This window comes from Chitinophaga sp., assembly GCF_039596135.1.
Classification (GTDB): domain Bacteria; phylum Bacteroidota; class Bacteroidia; order Chitinophagales; family Chitinophagaceae; genus Chitinophaga.
The window spans coordinates 81,798-100,662 of sequence record NZ_JBCNKH010000019.1; the positions used below are offsets into that span (position 1 = coordinate 81,798).

14 protein-coding genes and 1 CRISPR repeat array are annotated in these 18,865 nt (G+C 41.0%); of the genes, 7 read left to right on the forward strand and 7 right to left on the reverse strand.

Features of this window, described 5'->3' with window-relative positions; translation table 11 throughout:
- Window positions 1–6: 6 nt before the first annotated feature.
- The 4 genes from ABDW16_RS13855 to ABDW16_RS13870 all read left to right on the forward strand — a co-directional run bounded on the left by ABDW16_RS13855 (window position 7) and on the right by ABDW16_RS13870 (window position 4,391).
- A complete protein-coding gene (locus tag ABDW16_RS13855; RefSeq protein WP_343670478.1) occupies window positions 7–1,881 on the forward strand; it encodes an amidohydrolase in 1,875 nt (624 codons plus the stop codon).
- Between the two features lie 109 nt (window positions 1,882–1,990).
- Window positions 1,991–2,704, forward strand: a complete 714-nt coding sequence (locus ABDW16_RS13860) for a 2OG-Fe(II) oxygenase (protein WP_343670479.1) — start codon at window positions 1,991–1,993, stop codon at window positions 2,702–2,704.
- Window positions 2,705–2,707: 3 nt separating this feature from the next.
- The gene (locus ABDW16_RS13865) at window positions 2,708–2,959 is read left to right on the forward strand and encodes an Ada metal-binding domain-containing protein (RefSeq protein ID WP_343670480.1); all 252 of its coding nucleotides are present in this window, start codon (window positions 2,708–2,710) and stop codon (window positions 2,957–2,959) included.
- Between the two features lie 70 nt (window positions 2,960–3,029).
- Entirely contained in the window at window positions 3,030–4,391 is a 1,362-nt protein-coding gene (locus tag ABDW16_RS13870; RefSeq protein WP_343670482.1) for an amidohydrolase family protein, read from the forward strand.
- Between the two features lie 54 nt (window positions 4,392–4,445).
- Here the strand turns inward: ABDW16_RS13870 and ABDW16_RS13875 are convergent, their stop codons facing one another.
- Window positions 4,446–5,468 (reverse strand): LLM class flavin-dependent oxidoreductase, encoded by a 1,023-nt coding sequence (locus ABDW16_RS13875; RefSeq protein ID WP_343670483.1) that lies wholly within the window; start codon window positions 5,466–5,468, stop codon window positions 4,446–4,448.
- Between the two features lie 28 nt (window positions 5,469–5,496).
- Window positions 5,497–6,348 carry an AraC family transcriptional regulator gene (locus ABDW16_RS13880; RefSeq protein ID WP_343670484.1) on the reverse strand — a complete coding sequence of 284 codons (852 nt, stop codon included), beginning with the start codon at window positions 6,346–6,348 and terminating at the stop codon, window positions 5,497–5,499.
- A gap of 97 nt (window positions 6,349–6,445) precedes the next feature.
- Here ABDW16_RS13880 and ABDW16_RS13885 point away from each other — a divergent pair, with 97 nt between their 5' ends.
- From ABDW16_RS13885 to ABDW16_RS13895, 3 genes are all read left to right on the forward strand, one after another.
- A complete protein-coding gene (locus ABDW16_RS13885) occupies window positions 6,446–7,363 on the forward strand; it encodes an alpha/beta fold hydrolase (protein ID WP_343670485.1) in 918 nt (305 codons plus the stop codon).
- A gap of 170 nt (window positions 7,364–7,533) precedes the next feature.
- Entirely contained in the window at window positions 7,534–9,645 is a 2,112-nt protein-coding gene (locus ABDW16_RS13890; RefSeq protein WP_343670487.1) for a hypothetical protein, read from the forward strand.
- Window positions 9,642–10,007: a hypothetical protein gene (locus ABDW16_RS13895; RefSeq protein WP_343670488.1), complete on the forward strand. Its 366-nt coding sequence runs from the start codon at window positions 9,642–9,644 to the stop codon at window positions 10,005–10,007. The genes ABDW16_RS13890 and ABDW16_RS13895 overlap by 4 nt, the downstream gene beginning before the upstream one ends.
- Before the next feature lie 44 nt (window positions 10,008–10,051).
- On the opposite strand, the gene bglX is transcribed toward ABDW16_RS13895, so the two are convergent.
- From bglX to ABDW16_RS13920, 5 genes are all read right to left on the reverse strand, one after another.
- Window positions 10,052–12,304, reverse strand: a complete 2,253-nt coding sequence (gene bglX / locus ABDW16_RS13900; protein WP_343670490.1) for a beta-glucosidase BglX — start codon at window positions 12,302–12,304, stop codon at window positions 10,052–10,054.
- The gene (locus tag ABDW16_RS13905; protein WP_343670491.1) at window positions 12,291–13,034 is read right to left on the reverse strand and encodes a galactosamine-6-phosphate isomerase; all 744 of its coding nucleotides are present in this window, start codon (window positions 13,032–13,034) and stop codon (window positions 12,291–12,293) included. Before ABDW16_RS13905 ends, bglX begins: the two co-directional genes overlap by 14 nt.
- A gap of 5 nt (window positions 13,035–13,039) precedes the next feature.
- Window positions 13,040–14,959 (reverse strand): glycoside hydrolase family 15 protein, encoded by a 1,920-nt coding sequence (locus tag ABDW16_RS13910; RefSeq protein WP_343670492.1) that lies wholly within the window; start codon window positions 14,957–14,959, stop codon window positions 13,040–13,042.
- A 278-nt stretch (window positions 14,960–15,237) separates the two neighbouring features.
- Window positions 15,238–16,416, reverse strand: coding sequence for an MFS transporter (locus ABDW16_RS13915; protein ID WP_343670494.1), 1,179 nt, complete (start codon window positions 16,414–16,416; stop codon window positions 15,238–15,240).
- A 31-nt stretch (window positions 16,417–16,447) separates the two neighbouring features.
- A complete protein-coding gene (locus tag ABDW16_RS13920) occupies window positions 16,448–16,588 on the reverse strand; it encodes a hypothetical protein (RefSeq protein WP_343670495.1) in 141 nt (46 codons plus the stop codon).
- Between the two features lie 451 nt (window positions 16,589–17,039).
- A CRISPR array of direct repeats spans window positions 17,040–18,839; the repeat unit is 29 nt; unit sequence ATTTCAATTCTACCTAGTTCGATTAATAG.
- The last annotated feature ends 26 nt before the right edge of the window (window positions 18,840–18,865 follow it).

Genomic DNA, 18,865 nt, shown 5'->3' on the forward strand with positions numbered 1-18,865 from the left:
AATCACATGGAACACCACCACCATTCCTGCACACATTGTGCCTGCAACAATCCTATTCTCAAACTCCTAAAAGATGAGCTCTTTACCCCTGAAAATTTTGCACAGCTCCCCACCCAAAGGATTACTGAAAAAAAAGAACAATCCGAACCCTTTATGGTCACTGGCGGAACGATACGCCCGATGATCAACGGATCGGCGGAGCCGGTAGCTGCCATCGGATTTGCAAATGGGCTTGTGGTAGCCGCGGGTACAGAAGAAGATGTATCCACATTTATGCAGCAAAACTATCCTGGATTTACTTCCAGGGAGCTGGACGAAGGCAATACTTTATTGCCCGGTCTGATAGAACCACATGTTCACCTGGTACCTACGGCTATGCTAATGGGCTGGACTGATCTGGGCGGATTTGACGGGCAGGTGCTGAAACCGAATTATGACATCGCTACAGTAGGCGCTATTATTGCGAAGGAAGCCAGTAAATTAAACAAATTAGACCCGAACCTGTGGTTCCTGGGTGCCGGTCTTGACCCGGCGTTGATGCCACTGTTAAATAATAATACAGAATTATTAACAATAGATATCGACCTTTTAGATAGTATTACTATAGAAGCGCCTGTATGTATCATTAGTGCATCTATGCATACGCTTTATGTGAACACGCCTGCACTGCAGTTAATATGGAACTTCCCGGGTAACCTCGAGTTATTAAACACCTATTCTTCCTTCAACGATTACAAGAGTAAAACAAAAGGTCAGTTGCAGGAAGCTGCGGGCATGGATCCAGCCTTAAAAACAATTCCACTGTTACAGAAGGCAGCCTTTTTCCTGAAGTCATTTATATACCTGAAAGAAATATTCGAGACCGCCAATTCCAGAGGTGTCACCTTTATGCATGATGCTGGGATGACGGATGGTCAGAAATCCATACTGGAAGCCTATTTAAAGGTGCATGCACCGACTGTACGCATTGGGGCCGCCCAGGTATGCGATACGATAGAGGATGCTAAGAAATTGGGGACATTCTCCATACCAGCTTCGTACAAAGACATCTACCTGAGCCATGTAAAAGTAATTTCTGATGGCTCTAACCAGGGATTGACAGGTTATCAGTCTGAACCCTATTTATGTAAGCCAGCCGATAACTATGGCGTATATAATTTCGGAGGCAAGGATAATACAAAGCCGGAACATCCGCCATTGGCGTTCAGAGATCTGATGGAAACGATCGTCAGGGAGAAAAAATGGCCTGTCATGCTCCATGCGAATGGTGACCTGGCTGTTCAATTCGCTATTGAAGCATTTAAGGAATCGATTCCTGATCCTGCTGCAGGAGTACGGCATAGGATAGAACATTGCTCATTGACCACGCAGAAGAATTTAGCTGACATGAAAAAGCTACAGGTATCTCCAAGTTTCCTGATTGGCCACGTAGGGTATTGGGGATATGCTTTCCAGGAAGCGATTTTCGGGGAGAAATCAAGTATGCTTGATCTTTGTAACAGTGCACTACAGGCAGGTATGCAGATCACAATGCATAGTGATAACCAGGTAAGTCCGCTGGGACCGTTGCGGATGATGGAGCAGTCTATTACCCGCAAAATGGAAGCTGATCCTGCAGCTGGTGTGCTGAATGGGGCAGAATGTATATCGCATAGGCAGGCATTGAAAGCGATTACCTACGATGCAGCGTGGCAGTGTTATGCAGAACAGTGGACGGGATCGCTGAAGGTGGGGAACTTCGCAGATTTTGTGGTGTTGCAGCAGGATCCGCTCACAATGGAAAATCCGTACATGAACATGCGGAATATTGAAGTGTTGGAAACCTGGGTAGCGGGGTTGAAGGTGTATAGTACGGTGATTGAAGAGGTGGGTATGGCATAAGATATAAACAGCCTGTACTATCAAAGTATGGGCTGTTTTACATTTAGCATGTTCCGGATTTTTGGGTTTCCCTTCTTTTCAGAAATTTGAATTATAAATCATCAAACCAGTGCAGGAAATAATTCAAAAAATAGAAAATGCAGATTGGGAAAACATTACCGGAGCTATGCATCAAAACGGTTATGCCATTATTCAGGATTTACTATCAGATGAACAATGTGAATTGCTGAAGGCAAATTATGAAGATGCAACACTTTATCGCAAAACGATCGTAATGGCCCGTTATCGTTTTGGGTTAGGTGAATATAAATATTTCAATTATCCCCTTCCTGAAGTTATCCAGACCATCAGAACAAATATCTATGCAAAACTTGCCCCTATTGCCAACGCGTGGTTTAAAGCCTTAAATATCACTACGCAATTTCCGCTGGAACATACAGCACTATTACAACAATGCCATCAAAGCAGGCAGGATAAAGCCACTGTTTTAATTTTAAAATATGGACCAGGTGGATTTAATACATTACACCAGGACTTGTATGGAGATGTTTATTTTCCTATTCAGATAGTATTGATGTTGAATGAGCCTGATAAAGATTTTACCGGAGGTGAATTTGTCCTCACACAGCAAATTCCAAGGGCGCAATCGAAAGCGATTGTATTAAAGCCCGGGAAAGGAGATGTACTGATTTTTACTACGAACTTTAAACCAGAAAAGGGTACCAAAGGATATTACCGGGTAAACATGAAACATGGGGTGAGCGAAGTTAAATCGGGTGAACGCCATACGCTGGGAATTATTTTCCATGATGCAACCAGTTAGACAATGATAGAACATCGTGATATTTCGGATAAAGGATTAAGGTACAGGATCCGGCGCAAGGAAATTTGTGTTGCCGGCAATAAAGCACTGCGTATTTACGGTTTGCTGTCTTGTAGTTCGGGCAAACGAATGAAAAGGGAAAACAGGGTTTTCTTTAGTTCGGTGCAGGAAGCACTGCAAAATGGCTATCGTCCTTGTGGGAATTGTATGAAAGGTGAATATAAAAAATGGAGGCAGGCGGGTGGTAATTTTTGATACCTTTTTTCGGGGCATTCATCCCAAATGCAGTATTCATCTTCAAATTGTACTATATCTTTATTTAATTATGAAATTATTTACGCTTACCCTGGCATTGTTTATTGCCCATACTTCTTTTGCGCAGAAAGGGAAATTTGACCTGATCATTAAACACGCAAAGGTATTTAACAGCAAAACGGCAACGCTTTCACCCAATCAAACAATACTCATCAAAGATGGCATCATTGCTAAAGTAACCAGCGATAAAAAGCACTATGCTGCAGCAAAAACCATCGATGCCGGGGGCAAACTGGTAACCCCGGGATTTGTCGATACGCACATTCATCCGACCGATGTTTATCGCAGCTATGGTGAGTTGCGGGAGTACCTGCCAAAAGACTCTCTGGAACTCTACAGGAAGCGCCTTTCTGATAAATTCTTGCCTTATGGTGTTACAACCGCCATGATCATGGGGCAGTCTGAAAAATGGTTGCCGCCAATACTTGACTGGCAAAATCATCCACAGCCTGATTACCTGGACATCTATACAGTAGGCGGCGCGTTGGTTTCAAATGGAGGCCGTAAGCCTTATATCAATCATGTTGTGGTGAATTCGCCTTTGGATGCCAGGCAAAAGGTGCTCGAATATTATGGATTAGGCATCAGGCATATTAAATTATATTGGAAGCTAAGAGGGCCGGAATTTGAAGCGGCGTTTAAGACGGCCGACAGCCTGGGAATGAACGTTTATGGGCATATAGACCAAAATATCATGCATATCGATTCAACGTTGGATATTGGCTTGCGCAACTATGAGCATATGCTGACTTTGGTGAACAGTGTACTGTACACACCGGAAGATGTGGGCGATTTTAACCTGGACATGCAGAAATATTATGGCCCGGGCCATGCTAATGGCCAGGTAGAGCGATTGGAGATGTTTCGTTTTATTCACGACAAAAAACCGGAAGTTTTAAACGCGTTGATTGATCAACTTTCAAAAAAACATGCAACGTATTCTACATCCATTCATTTGATGGGGGAGCCATTTGGGTTAACTTATTTTTCCAATAAGCTGGATACGTCTTTATCGGCAGCGCAATTGGCCAGGTGCAGGGAGAATTTTAATATATTGATGGGGTATGTAAAAAAATCATTTGACAAGGGGATAACACTACGGATCGGCACTGACTGGCCCAATGGTGGTAAGGCATTTATTTCTGAGCAATTACTTTTATCAGAATATGGATTTAGCATCCCGGCAATTCTGCAGATTTCAACAATCAATGGAGCGGTAGCTTTGGGATTAACAGATAAATATGGAGCTGTTGAGAAAGGGAAGAAAGCGGATTTGCTGATTTGGGACAATAGCCCGTTTGAGGATAAGAAGAATTTTCTGGCAGGGAAAACGATTATTAAAGATGGGATTGTTTGGGAAAATAAAAATTAGGGAGAGCGTGTTTCTTTTTTCGTAGGTTTGAAAAAAGTAACACGCTCTATATTTTTAACGCCATCCTAAACCGGGCGCAACATGCTTCAGAATAGAAGACAGAACATGAATATTATACTCCACTCCTAACGTATTGGGAATTGTCAAAAGGAGCGTATCGGCTTCCTGGATAGCTTCGTCCCGGGCCAGCTCCTTAATGAGCTGATCCGGTTCCCCAGCATAGCTTTTCCCGAAAATGGCTCGTTTATCTTTTTCAATGTAACCAATTTTGTCAGCGGCATTGCTATCCCGACCGAAGTAATATCTATCCTGGTCATTCATCAATGCAAAAATGGACCGGCTCACAGACACCCTTGGCTCGCGCTGGTGCCCTGCTTTTTTCCATGCTTCTCTATACAACCTGATCTGTTCTGCCTGTTGAACATGGAATGGCTTGCCACTTTCGTCGAATTTCAGGGTAGAGCTTTGCAGGTGCATGCCATTTTCGGCAGCCCAGATAGCTGTAGCATTGGAGGCTGCTCCCCACCAGATACGTTCCCGCAATCCTTCTGAGTGAGGTTCCAACCGTAATAAGCCCGGTGGATTTGGAAACATTGGGTGCGGGTTTGGCGTTGCAAATCCAACACCTTTGAGCTGATCCAAAAATTGCAACGCTTTTCTGCGTCCCATATCTGCGTCAGTTTCTCCTTCGGCGGGTTCATACCCAAAATAGCGCCACCCATCTATCACCTGCTCTGGCGAACCTCTACTGATTCCCAGTTGTAATCGTCCACCCGAAATTAAATCGGCAGCTCCGGCATCTTCCACCATATAGAGGGGATTTTCATAACGCATGTCAATCACACCTGTTCCAATCTCTATGCTGCTTGTTTTGGCGCCGATGGCAGCAAGCAGTGGAAATGGAGATGCTAATTGAGCAGCAAAATGATGTACCCGAAAATATGCGCCGTCTAAACCGATTTCTTCGGCAGCGACGGCCAGATCAATGGACTGAAGCAAGGTGTCGCCCGCCGTACGGGTTTTATAGGCTGGATGATCAGACCAATGCCCGAATGATAAAAATCCTATTTTCTTCATACGTCTTGTTTCTATTCTATGACCGGAATTATGCCAGAGATTGGCTCTCTGCAAATTTATCTTTTGAATTCTCCTTTCTGTATGCTGTCAGGCTTATTCCATTTTTATGTTTTTTAAAAAACTTGTTCAGATGACTTTCATCAGCGAACCCAAATTCATGGACAATTTCTTTGATCCGCTTGTCGCTGAATTTCAATCTATGCTCAATGAGGCGGATCTTATAGTTTGAAATAAAATGCTGTATGGTTTCTCCGCATTGCTGCCTGAAATAACTTCCCAGATAAGTATCAGATATACCAAACTGGTTGGCTATTAAGGGAACTTTTAACTGCTGTGGAGAAAAAATATGACGTTGAATATAGGCGATGATATCTAAAATTCTCTTATCCGCATTTGGGCTGATACCTTTAGGTTTGATGAGGGCAATATTTCTTGCTGCGATCACAATCAGGGCATTGACAAAGTTAATTGTTAAGTCCTCGTTATAGATACCCTCATGTTTAATACAGTGGAGAATGGAGTCAACCAGTGCTGCTACCAGTGAAAAATCGGAAGTATTATGCAGAATGCAGCCAGACATGTGTGAAGCGTAATATAAAATACACTCCATATGGTCAATACTCCGCCAGCTGTACTCTTTTATATAGTTGGTGTAAAATCTAACCAGGAGGAATTCTGTTTCGGCTTCAATCTCAAAATGGTGCCGGTCGTCCGGGGTCAGTAGCATTAGGTTTCCCTGCCAGTAAGGTACACGGCTTTCGTTAATTCCAAGACTTCCCTTACCGGAGATAACATAAGCCATCTGGAAAAATGGAAAATGCAATTCTCCTGTCTTTCCCTCATCTTCTTTTCTATAAATGACTTCCACGGACTGATGCATACATACCTTATTCGAGGGATAAATGTACTGTTTTATCCTGTATTTATACCGGAATTATGCTTTTTTTCAGTCTAATTTTACTATGAATATTTTAATTATGATTTCAAAGAATGAAACGTTTGAGGGTACCTTTCCTTTCGCACCTCATTTTAATTCGGCGCCAGGATTCAATATGCATTATGTTGACGAGGGGCAGGGAGATATTTTGCTTTGTCTGCATGGCGAACCGACCTGGGGGTATTTGTTCCGGCATATTATTACCCAGTTTTCAGGCAGCTACCGGGTAATTGTTCCTGATCATATGGGCTTCGGGAAAAGTGAGACACCTGCCGACAGGAGCTATTGGCTGCAGGATCACATTGACAACCTTGAAAAGTTCGTAATTGACCTTGACCTTCGGGGTATCACTTTGGTGGTGCACGATTTTGGAGGACCAGTAGGCATGGGGTTAGCAGCGCGGCAGCCGGACCGTATACTCCGTGTAATCAGTCTTAATAGCCCTACACCTTTCGGACAACCCGAATTGGTACAGGTACTCCAGGCAAATACGAAGGAATCTCCATGGTTTCAATGGATTCTTGCGGCGGAAAATTCGGGGAAACTTGAACAGGTTTTGCATGAACTTCATTATCATATTTTAAGTACCCTCAAATTAAATGGGTTTGAACGAAATGAAATCATTACTGATACCTGGATAGCAGCCTATGGTGCCGCTTTTCCAACACCCGGTCAGACGTTGGGTGCAATAGGTTGGGCAAAGGGATTTGCAATTGGTGCTCATAATTTTGAAGTGCCATCAAATGAGGCCAAAGAAAAAATAGGCCGCCTACCGGCATTGGTTATTTGGGGTGGGTGCGATAGAACTTTGCATGGGAAATATTTTATTCCGCTTTTCAAATCGGTATTTCCTGCTGGCGTAGTACATGAATTGCCTGATGTGGGGCATTATAGTCTGGAAGATGCGCCGGGAAGGATCGGGGAGTTGATCAGGCAGTTTTTGGAAATCGGTTACTAGTGACTTTGTAAACATGGCTCAGAGATTTTGTACATTTCATCTCAAAGCCATGTTTTTTTCAAACATAATTTTACTTCTTTTGTTATTACATCATAAATCTTTTATTAATTTTATTTGGATAATACATAAAAGCATATTCCCTTATATCTTCCAATAAAATACGCCCCCAAATGATTACCCGGAAAATTATCCCCTTATTTATCATGCTGCTTTTACAGCAGATTACTTTGCATGCACAGATAGGCGAAATAATTGTAGAAGGTCTTTCATTACTAGGACGTGAAGGAGGAGAGATAACACTTTCTCAAAAAGTAGGGGCTATAGTCAGTGAATCCGGAACCAGTATAAAACCATCAAGGTTAATTCCATTTCTAAAAGAAAATTCCTACGTCATAGAAAATAATAATCGTATTTCATTTAATAAATGGTATGAAGATAATCGTACAAAATTAGGCAAGGCAAAAGGAGATTTGTGGATTGCCCCAAATAAAGAAACGAAATTAGCATTTGATTTAATTGATGATCAGACCAGGGATGACCCCTATACGCATATCACTATCGAGCAATTCGAATCTACCGTTATTAAAATATGCAAGGATGAACATCTCCCTGCAAACGGGATAGTAAATGCAACAATATATAGAGCGATCAGAAAACATTTTGCGGCTATTAATTTTGAGAAAACCTCCTATTTCACTAATTATAAAGGAAAAGACGGGAAGAGTCTTTTAACTTTGTTCCAGATAGATAACGGGTTTAAAGTTACGGGTACTTATTCGGAGGAAACTATCAGTGCATTACTGAAGGATTCAGGCTGGTCGGCCTTATTGGACCTTCACGGGAGTCATCATTTACACGAAAATATCTTTAATAATTTCGAAGCTACTTACAATGCAGAAAATAAATACATAAAATATCTCATCACCCAAAAGTATCTACCGTCGGGTCTTAAAAAATATCCCAAACTTGACGTTCGAATTGGTCTCCTTAAATTACAAAAAGCGGAGAATTTACTGCTTACAGGCGATTTTGACTACAATACCATTGAACTTATACTATCAAAGTATTATCCAAATATTATTAATCATTATCCTAATTGGAAAAACCATTTATTGCCGCCCAAATTGCCATTTGACTTTCTTCCTGACTCAACTGACAACGTTTGGACTCATCCCCTCAAAGAAATAACACATCGGATAATTTATAGTGCTAGGTCTTCAGGAGTTGGTTTTACAAAATTAGATCCAACAGGAAATTACATTTTTTCGCCAACCTTTTTTCAATACGGGAAGGACAGTCTACTATATTTTTCAAAATTATCCATCTTTATAAATCAAATACCTGAGGACCTAAGCTCTTTTCAGAAAACGCTTTTTGTATTTACCTATAAAGCCACGGATAAAAGAACAGAATACCTAACTACGATATTTCCCCAGGGGAATCAATTGATAGGCTATACCGAAATTATAAAATTCGATAAATACAAAAATCTATGGAAGGAGCAGAGTTTAAATACTGATATTCAATACCTAAAAGAGAAAGGGCTTATTGATCATATTATCTGGAGCGGAGACAAAGTCACTGCTACTGATGTAACGGCATTGGCAGATAAAAACAAGGTGCATACTTTAAGAAGGAGTCCCTATGTCAATAAGCCATTATCAAATGCAATTACTTCAGATGGAATTTCCTTTAATAGTGAACAGGCACTTGTATGCAATGGGTTACCAACTAATAAAGATGAACTGGCCAAAACTGGTTTCACTCTTTTAGGGCTAGACGGCTGGATAAAATATTACAATGAAGTAAATGAAAAGGTCAAAGGGCATTTTAAGGAGGCAATAAGATCTAAAGATGACTTCAAAAATATTTTAATCAACGGCGCTGAAAACGTTCTGTTGGTTGTAGCACATTCAGATGGTATGAAAATGTTCATTGGGGGAGAAACAGTTTCGATTGATGAAATTAAATCCTGGCCGCAGAGAACGACATCGTCCAATGAAGAGCGGGTGATTGTCCTTTTAGTATGTGAAGCCAGCAATGAAAATCTGAAAACCGGATTACTGTTTAAACAAAGAGTAGCATCCTTTTCAGAATTGCTCTTAAACCAGGGGTATGCTGATAGAATTATAGCCCCGGAACATGAAATTCCTGACACAGAGGCATTGAGCATTTTACAGGGATTAATTGATAAACGTACCATCAAAGAGCTGAGACAGCAATTTCCCGGATGGGGCGAGCACGTTGAAAATATTTATTACCCTTTAACTAGAAAAATATGAACATCGCAACATCTATTTCAACCTATTTTGGAGATATGGGATTTTACCCGGATGCAAGATTTAATGGGAGGAAAATTTTACAAAAGAAAATGAATTGGACAATTGCTGTCTATATTTTAGTATCCCTTGGAATATTTTGCAGGCAGATCACCAATTTCCCTAAAGTAACAATGAATATGGATAATTTTAAATGGAATGTATTTTTCGCTTCGTTAATATTTGGATTCGCAATTCTGCCGGCAGTAATGAAACGAATAAGCCATAGACGCAGAACTCCTTCCCTGGAACATATTTTAACAGCCTTTGGGATTGGATTTTTTATTGATTTTGCCAATAGCCAGTTAATAAAATATTTTTCGTAAAATATTAAAAGGCGATAAATACGCTTACATTTATCGCCTTTTATTTAGTCCACCAGCTCAAACTCACTATGTAAACGGATGTCATCAGAAGCCGCACCGATCATAATGTCAAACTCTCCATCTTCAGATTTATACTCTAACTTCCTGTCATAGAAACAGAGTTTACTATTATCGATAACAAACGTGATCGTTTTGGTTTCCCCTTTCCTGAGCATTATTTTCTTAAAATCTTTCAGCTCTTTTACAGGGCGTACAACTGATCCTACCCTATCTCTCAGATAAAGCTGAACCACTTCTTCCCCATCATATTTCCCTGTATTTGACAGGTTGAACGAAACCTCAATGGTTTCATTTTTATTCATTTTTGTTTTAGATAACTTCAGATCTTTATATTCAAAGGATGTATAGCTCAGGCCATGACCAAAGGCATATTTAGGGCTATTCTTCAAATCGGTATACGCTGATCTGTAAAATGTACAGTCGTCACACTCAGCAGGGCGGCCTGTATTGAAATGGTTATAATAAATCGGAATTTGCCCTACCTCACGGGGGAAAGTAACAGGTAGTTTGGCGGCGGGATTCACATCTCCGAACAAGACATCTGCAATAGCGTTGCCGGCTTCTGAGCCAAGCCACCATGTATAGAGAATAGCAGGAACATTATCTGCCGTCCAGTTGAATATCAGGGGGCGGCCCGCGTTAATCAGTACCACTACTGGTTTTCCTGTGGCCTGGATCGCTTTTACAAGATCTTCCTGTACCCCGGGCAGGTGTATATCGCTTCTGCTTTTAGCCTCTCCACTCATATCCCGGCGTTCTCCTATACTCAAAATCACAACGTCCGCTTTTTTGGCTGTTTCAATAGCTTCCGCAAAACCGCTCTTGTCGGTACCTTCTATTTCACAACCTTTGGCATAAAGCAGTTTTGTATTTTCTCCAACCTTATTTTTCAGGCCATCCCATTGTGAAACAATAAATTTTTCATAATCTACATTATTCAGTTCGATTGACCAGAAACCCAGGTTTTGTTTATATTCTTTCACTAAAGGCCCAATGAATGCAATGGTTTTTAGTTCCTTTGAAAGCGGAAGCAGGTTATCCTTATTTTTCATCAAAACAATGCTCTTCGCTGCAATAGCTCTTGCAGATTTTGTATGTTCCGGATTATTCATTTCTTCTTTTTCCCGCTTTTCGTCAAAGTATTTATAAGGATCGTCAAATAACCCCAGTTCAAATTTCTTTCGCAATACGCGCCTTACTGCATCATCTACCAATGCAATATCTACTTTGCCTTCTGTAACCAGCTGCGCCAGGTTGTTTTTATAGGCCCTGCTTTCCATATCTATGTCAGTTCCCGCTGTTATTGCGGCTCTGGCAGCTTCCTTTCCATTTTTGACAAACCCGTGGTTAATCATTTCACCTATGGCACCCCAGTCGGAAACAACTAATCCTGAAAAGTTCCATTTTCCTTTTAGAATATCCCTGTAGAGATAGGTGTTACCTGTAGCCGGAATACCATTCAGATCGTTGAAAGAGGTCATAAAAGTAGCGACATTCGCATCCAGGGCAGCTTTGTAAGGTGGAAGATATACCTCCCATAGCAACCTGTCACTCATATCCACGCTGTTATAGTCGCGACCAGCTTCCGCAGCTCCATAAGCAGCAAAATGTTTGGCACATGCCAGCACGCTGTTTGTTGCACCTATTTGATCGCCCTGAAAGCCTTCTACCCTTGCTTTTGCGATGAGTGATCCCAGGTAGGGGTCCTCTCCTGCCCCTTCCATTATTCTTCCCCAACGGGGATCCCGGCTGATATCAACCATAGGGGCAAACGTCCAGTGTATACCACCTGCCGAAGCTTCTGTAGCTGCTATTCGCGCAGAGCGTTTGATAGCTTCCAGGTCCCAGCTGGCAGCTTCTCCTAATGGTATGGGGAAAGTGGTTTTATAACCATGTATGACATCCTGCCCAAATATAAGGGGAATCTTCAGGCGGGACTGCATGGCAATATCCTGGAATTGGCGCATACGCGATACGGTAAATACATTTAGCATAGATCCCAGTTCACCACGCCTGATCTGGTTTTCTTTATCGCCATCAACGGTTACAGGTCCGGTAGCAGCACCATCGTCGTTATATTGGTTCAATTGTCCGACTTTTTCGTTCAGGGTCATCTGTGCCAGCAGATTTTCGACCCGTGCGTTGATATCCTGTTTTTGTGCCTTGGTATGAATAGTAAGGCAACCTGTTACTAATAGTAAGAATATATGTTTTTTCACCAGTTTATTTGTTTTCATTATTAAGATTATTGAGGCCCTGATATGCCTCACGATCTATCAGGCATTTAACATGGGGGTGCAGCCAGACAAATGATGCAGGGAGAATGGTGGTTACACTTTTTGAAGACAGCAGCTTATATGCTATCTCTTTCTTTTTCTCTCCGCTTATAAGCAGGACTATTTGTTTTGCCTGCAGGATTTCTGCCATGCCTAAGGTCAGGCCATATTGGGGTCTTTCACCGTCACCGAGCATAGGATGTTCCAGGGATTGGGGATCCAGCCGGGCAACATGGCATTGAGATTCCAAAGCACTACCAGGTTCGTTCAGTGCCAGGTGTCCATTCATCCCTAACCCGAGGATGCAGATATCTATCCCTCCCAGACAGTATAATTCATTTTTGATTCTATTACATTCTGCCAGGGGATCATCCGGACCACTTTGAAAAGACAGGTAACGGTCTTCTCCTACTTTTAAGGGTTGGATAACATGTTGCTGCAGGTATGTTTCACAGGTTCCCGGATGGTTCATGTCAAGCCCGCCCCATTCGTCCAGTTTTATGATATGAAGCTGGTCAAACAGATCGGGTTGTTTACCAAATTCCGCTGCTAATTCTTTGTAAAGCCCGGTAGGGCTTCCACCCGTTGCAGCACAGAGGCGGAGGCGCTTGTGGTACCTAAGCTGCTCAACGATTATATCTTTTGCTTTTACGCTTATTTCTTCATAAGAGCTGCATACTTCTATATCCATTATGCTCAGTTAAGTCCATAAAATGACAGCAGGGCCAAAGTATATGCCCCTGCCCCATATCCAATCATCGGTATCATACCTATGTACATATCATCCTGGTCTCGAACGCAATTGCACCAAACCTCAATGTCACGTTTTTCTGCCGGCACTTTTTCCATCTGAGATTTATTGCTGATCATTTCGGGAATCGTGTTGTGATTGGCAGCAGCCTGTTCTGTGATATAGCCAATCAGGGGTTGAGCAGCTTTTTTATTTCCAAATTTCAAATGGGCATAGGCTATGCGGAGATTGATGAACATCCATTCCTGGTTTTCATACGGATCACCGCTTTCCAGGCGAATATAACCGGGCCGTTCTCCTTTTATTCTTAACCTGTTATTGTATGCCTCCATGTGTGATTTAAAAAGATTTGTATCGGCTACTAGTCCGTTGGCAAAAAGCTCAAAGGAACCGCCATCCCAGTACTCATGATCGGTAATATTCATGTCACCGGCATTGCCCTTCAGGTATTTATGGTCAACCAGCATATGATCTAATATGGCTTGTTTTATTTTTCCTGCGGCTTCTTTATATTTTTTGTAAGGCAGCCCCTGGCTTTTTTGTGCATTGCTGAACAGTTCTAATCCGCGGGCACAGACACCTGAAGTGAAGGTATATTGTTTGGTCAATGCCAGATGATGCTCCCAGGGTCCGGAATCGGCCTTTATAAGATTATTGGATTCCATACAGTGAATGATCACATCTGCTATTTTATGGGTGGCAATATCATTCCATTTCTTATAAAATGCCCAATCTGCGCTACGGTTCACATAATCTATATAGGCAATAAGAAAAAGCCCAAAGTCATCATACTCGATATTCGGGCCCTCATTGTTGGTGTCACATTCCTCACTGCCATCTCCAAAATAGCGGGTAAGTGATATCTGGTAATCCATTCCGGGGCCGTAATCTTTACCATCCTTATAAATATAATGCTTATACTTATTGGCGGGAGCTTTCAGCATAAATTCCAGGCCTTTCCTTGCTTCGTTATACATGCCGAGCCTGGTCATTGCCTGTATGGCAAAGGCAGCGTCACGAACCCATGCTGTATGCCATAACCCGGGGCGTAAGGAAGCCATGATCTGGCCGGGGGAATTTGGGAATATTTCGTAATCGGATACCTGGGACATTTTCAGCATAGTTACAGACTGTTCTAAGATATCCCGTTCTTTTGAAGACAAAGCTGGCGGATATTTACAGTTGTCAATCAGCTTTCTCATGTATTTTATTTCTGCGTCAATTAATGACCTTGGCGAGGACCTGATATTTTCAATTGCCTTATTTACGATATCCCGGTCTTTATGTCGTGGGTCAGTAAATGAGTAAAGGAAATATTTCTCGTAGATATCACCTTTATATTGTTTGATAATGGAACCTGAAATAGCATTACCTTCTATCAGGCAGGGTAAATCCTGCAGCGAATTTTCGAGATGATCAATTCCGGATACCTGCTTTCCGGCTCCCATTTCAGCATCGAATTCCAGGTTTTCTATTTTATTTTTGGTGCCCCGTACCACTATATAGAAGACTTTGTCATGGCGCAGAAACGAAGCAGTATAGTAGACTTTAAAATCTTTATATTCAGCCGAAATAACATGGGTATTTTGAACATAAACTGTTCGGAGCGGTTTCTCTTTGCTTCTGAGTTTTATGTTTCCTATAAAAGGGTTGACGTAGTGGATTGAATCAGTATTGGTAAAAATATGTGGATAGACATAGTCGATACCTCCTGTTTTTTCGTTGTAGACTGATACGATTAGGCCATTGGAGGTGGTTAGTTTAAAATAGCTCTGGGGGATGGCTGTTTGTACCTGCAGATTGTTGGCATTTGTATAAGATAAGGCTAAAAAAGCCAAAGCTGACATTAATAGTCTAGTTTTCATTATCATGGAATTGGATTTTCTGTTCTTATAAAAATGGTTGGAGCAGTAATTATGTCCCACATCTTCCGGGACATAAATCTATAAAGCATGGCAACCTCACTTGCTGGTATTTTTGGACTACCAGCAGTTCTACAAGATAGGGACATTTTTGAGGAAATTAGGTGATATTGTTTATTGATCTCTATCAGGGTTAATGGTATTTTACTGATATTTGTCAATATTTAGAAATAATCAGGTGTGGGTTGATACTTTGTAATAAAACGTAGATCCGAAAGTGGCTATTTATCATTCCGGGGTTCGGGAATAGCAAATAAAATATAAAGTACCACCGCAAAAGCCATCATTGCCGTAATTAAAAATGCAGTTCCGGCTCCAAACCTGAACCATAACCAACCAGTAAGAGCACTTGCCAGCATGGTGCAGATACTTTGAAATGCAGTGAAAGTACCTATAGCAGTGGTCGTATTCCCCTTTTCTGTAATATTACTTATCCACGCTTTTGATATTCCTTCTGTAGCCCCTGCATACAATCCGTACAGGAGGAACAATAACCCATACCAATACCAACTACCGATAGCAGTCATACCTATATATACCATTACAAATAGCAACAGTCCGGCAAGAAATATTTTTTTCAATCCTATCCGGTCAGCCAGCACACCAAGCGGGAAAGCAGCAATGGCATATACCAGGTTATAAAAAATATATACCCCTATGGTGGAAACGTCATTTAAACCTGCCTGTTTCACTTTTAAAAGCAGGAATACGTCAGAACTATTGCATAAAGTAAATATTAACAGCCCTGCTACCAGCTTGCGATAAATGACAGGACTATTTTTCCAGTAATGCAGGAAGGAGAAAAAAGAAACCGTGGACTTCTTTTCTTTTGGTTGTGCGTTTCTGTCTTTCAGACAAAAGGACAAGCTAATAGCCAGCATTCCCGGTAAAAACGCCAACAGGAACAACATTCGGTAACGACCGGGGTAGAAATACAGGTACAATAATGCCAATGTAGGCCCCAGTACAGCACCCAGCGTATCCATTGAACGGTGGAAACCAAATACCCGACCTTTCGTAGCTGGTGTTGCTTCGTCTGATAACATGGCATCTCTTGCTCCGGTGCGGATACCTTTGCCCAAACGGTCGGCAGTACGTGCAAGAAATATCCATAAAGGATATACTGTCAATGCCATCATAGGTTTTGAAAAAGCACTAAGCGTATAACCCAGCCGGACAAAGGGTGCACGTTTGTTTAGATGATCAGACAAATTTCCGAAATATCCTTTGCTTAATCCGGCAGTTGCCTCTGCAAGGCCTTCTAAAATGCCGATCAGTAATACAGAAAAACCAATGGTTTTTAAATATATAGGCATGATAGGGTACAGCATTTCACTGGCGATGTCAGTGAGTAGACTGATAAATGAGAGTATCCAGATGGTGCGTGTTAAGAATTTCATGTGTTTAGATAATGAAGTAGTCCTTTAACTTTTACTTTTGAAGTAGCTCCAGTGCCTTGTCTGCTTCATTTCTTATATCATTTACCATTGGCGTCACCGTGATCTGCATTCGACTTTCCATAGAAGCATTCGCCTTATTTCGGGTTTGTAGAATGGTATCATCGGGTTGCATAGCCCGCGTTTTGGGATGCTAAACGATGGTTCCTGGAATATATAAAACAGCAGGGCTCTCTCCATTAGCTTGTGTTTACTTTTACGAATATAATAAGTTAGTACCTATCTTCGTTATCATTTCATAAATCCTATGGTTTTCACTTTTCATTTGCCACTCTTTGTATAGCGGGCAATGCTTTATGCTCCGCATTTGTTCAACACAAATGAGAAGGCAATAAATTCAAATGGATTGGTTATTCATTGGCAGCTTGAGGGCTAATTTACCCTTCATATTGAGTAGGTTTTTTTAAAAATAAAAAGCCTGCAGCTACAAAGTTATAATTTGCCATGTTGTTATTTTTATGAGTTATGGCGAAATATAAATTTTCACATCCTGCCACAAATGTGTTTTATAATACTTGGTTCGATTAAAGGGTACGATCTGCATTTTTCACACAGCTCAAACCTGGATTTCAATTCTGCCAGGTTCGATTAAAGGCTCCTTCCTCAGATTTGTACCATCACGAGTTACGTAACTCAATTCTATATAATTCGATTAAAGGCAGCTGGGATGCTATACGTTATCTCACCGATACCAATTTCAACTCTACATAGTTCGATTAAGGGCGACCTGATCCCAGACTTGAGCCCAGACCTGATCCCATTTCAATTATACCTGGTTCGATTAAGGGATTAGTGATAAAACTATTTATTACGCAGTATCTCCATTTCAATTCTATCTTGTTCGATTAAAGGTGAGGCAAATAAAAGCAATTAAACGAGTCTCACAATATTTCAATTCTACATAGTTCGATTAAAAGACAGCATGGATTTTGCGGGGTTTTGCGGGTTTTAGCCATTTTCCCAAATTTTATCTCTACATAGTTCGTTTAAAGGGAAATCCAGAATCATGAACTTGGGTACATTGACCATATTTCAATTCTACATAGTTCGATTAATGGGGGTAAGAATAAACCGTCCTTTTATGTAATTAATTTATTTCAATTCTACCTAGTTCGATTAAGGGGCCAGAAAGCAGCATACGAAAAGGGGCAAAGGATAGATTCCAATTCTACCTAGTTCGATTAAGGGATCCTGATCAAAGGTTGCCATGCAATAAATAGCTACCATTTCAATTCTACCTAGTTCAATTAAGGGGTGTGTATACGGTATACATGTGAAGGCAAACATATATTTCAATTCTACCTAGTTCGATTAATAGTGTTCAGTTGACCGCCATTGCTGTAATACTTTGCTAATTTCAATTCTACCTAGTTCGATTAATAGTCAGGATGCCGGTAGGAGCCGAATTAACGGCTTTAAAATTTCAATTCTACCTAGTTCGATTAATAGCTGAAGAAGGTTTGCAAGTGGTGCTACAGGCATATGAATTTCAATTCTACCTAGTTCGATTAATAGTGACAGCTCGCATGATGCGATCTTTACTTTTCATTTGTATTTCAATTCTACCTAGTTCGATTAATAGAAGTGGGGAGCAATATTGAGAAGCTGCAACCATTCGAATTTCAATTCTACCTAGTTCGATTAATAGAGTTACGAAAAGTATGGACACTCTTCAGACGCAAAATTTCAATTCTACCTAGTTCGATTAATAGGATAGCCGTTAAATTCGGCGCAAAGATGTTTGAGGAAATTTCAATTCTACCTAGTTCGATTAATAGTCTATCTTGATTATGTATTTCATAATACGTCCTTCTATTTCAATTCTACCTAGTTCGATTAATAGGTATTTCCGGTCTAAAAGCCGGACAATACGTACAAGTATTTCAATTCTACCTAGTTCGATTAATAGTAAAGACCCGGAGGACTGGATATTATTCCGGGACGGATTTCAATTCTACCTAGTTCGATTAATAGATCTGCATCGGTTTAACCAGCATACTAGTTCCCGGATATTTCAATTCTACCTAGTTCGATTAATAGTTGCGCATAATGTCGCAAACGCTCTTCATATGTCAATTTCAATTCTACCTAGTTCGATTAATAGATAGTGCCCAATGCAGAGGAAGAAACTTTTTTCCAGCATTTCAATTCTACCTAGTTCGATTAATAGTTCGTATTGCCGCCAATATTACCAGTTGTATACAATATTTCAATTCTACCTAGTTCGATTAATAGGCCCAAAGGGACGCCGGCAACAGGGGTAAAATCACCATTTCAATTCTACCTAGTTCGATTAATAGATATGTATCAAACTTGCCCATAATCCAATTCATCAGGATTTCAATTCTACCTAGTTCGATTAATAGTGTCTTACCTCCACCTTGCCCGGACA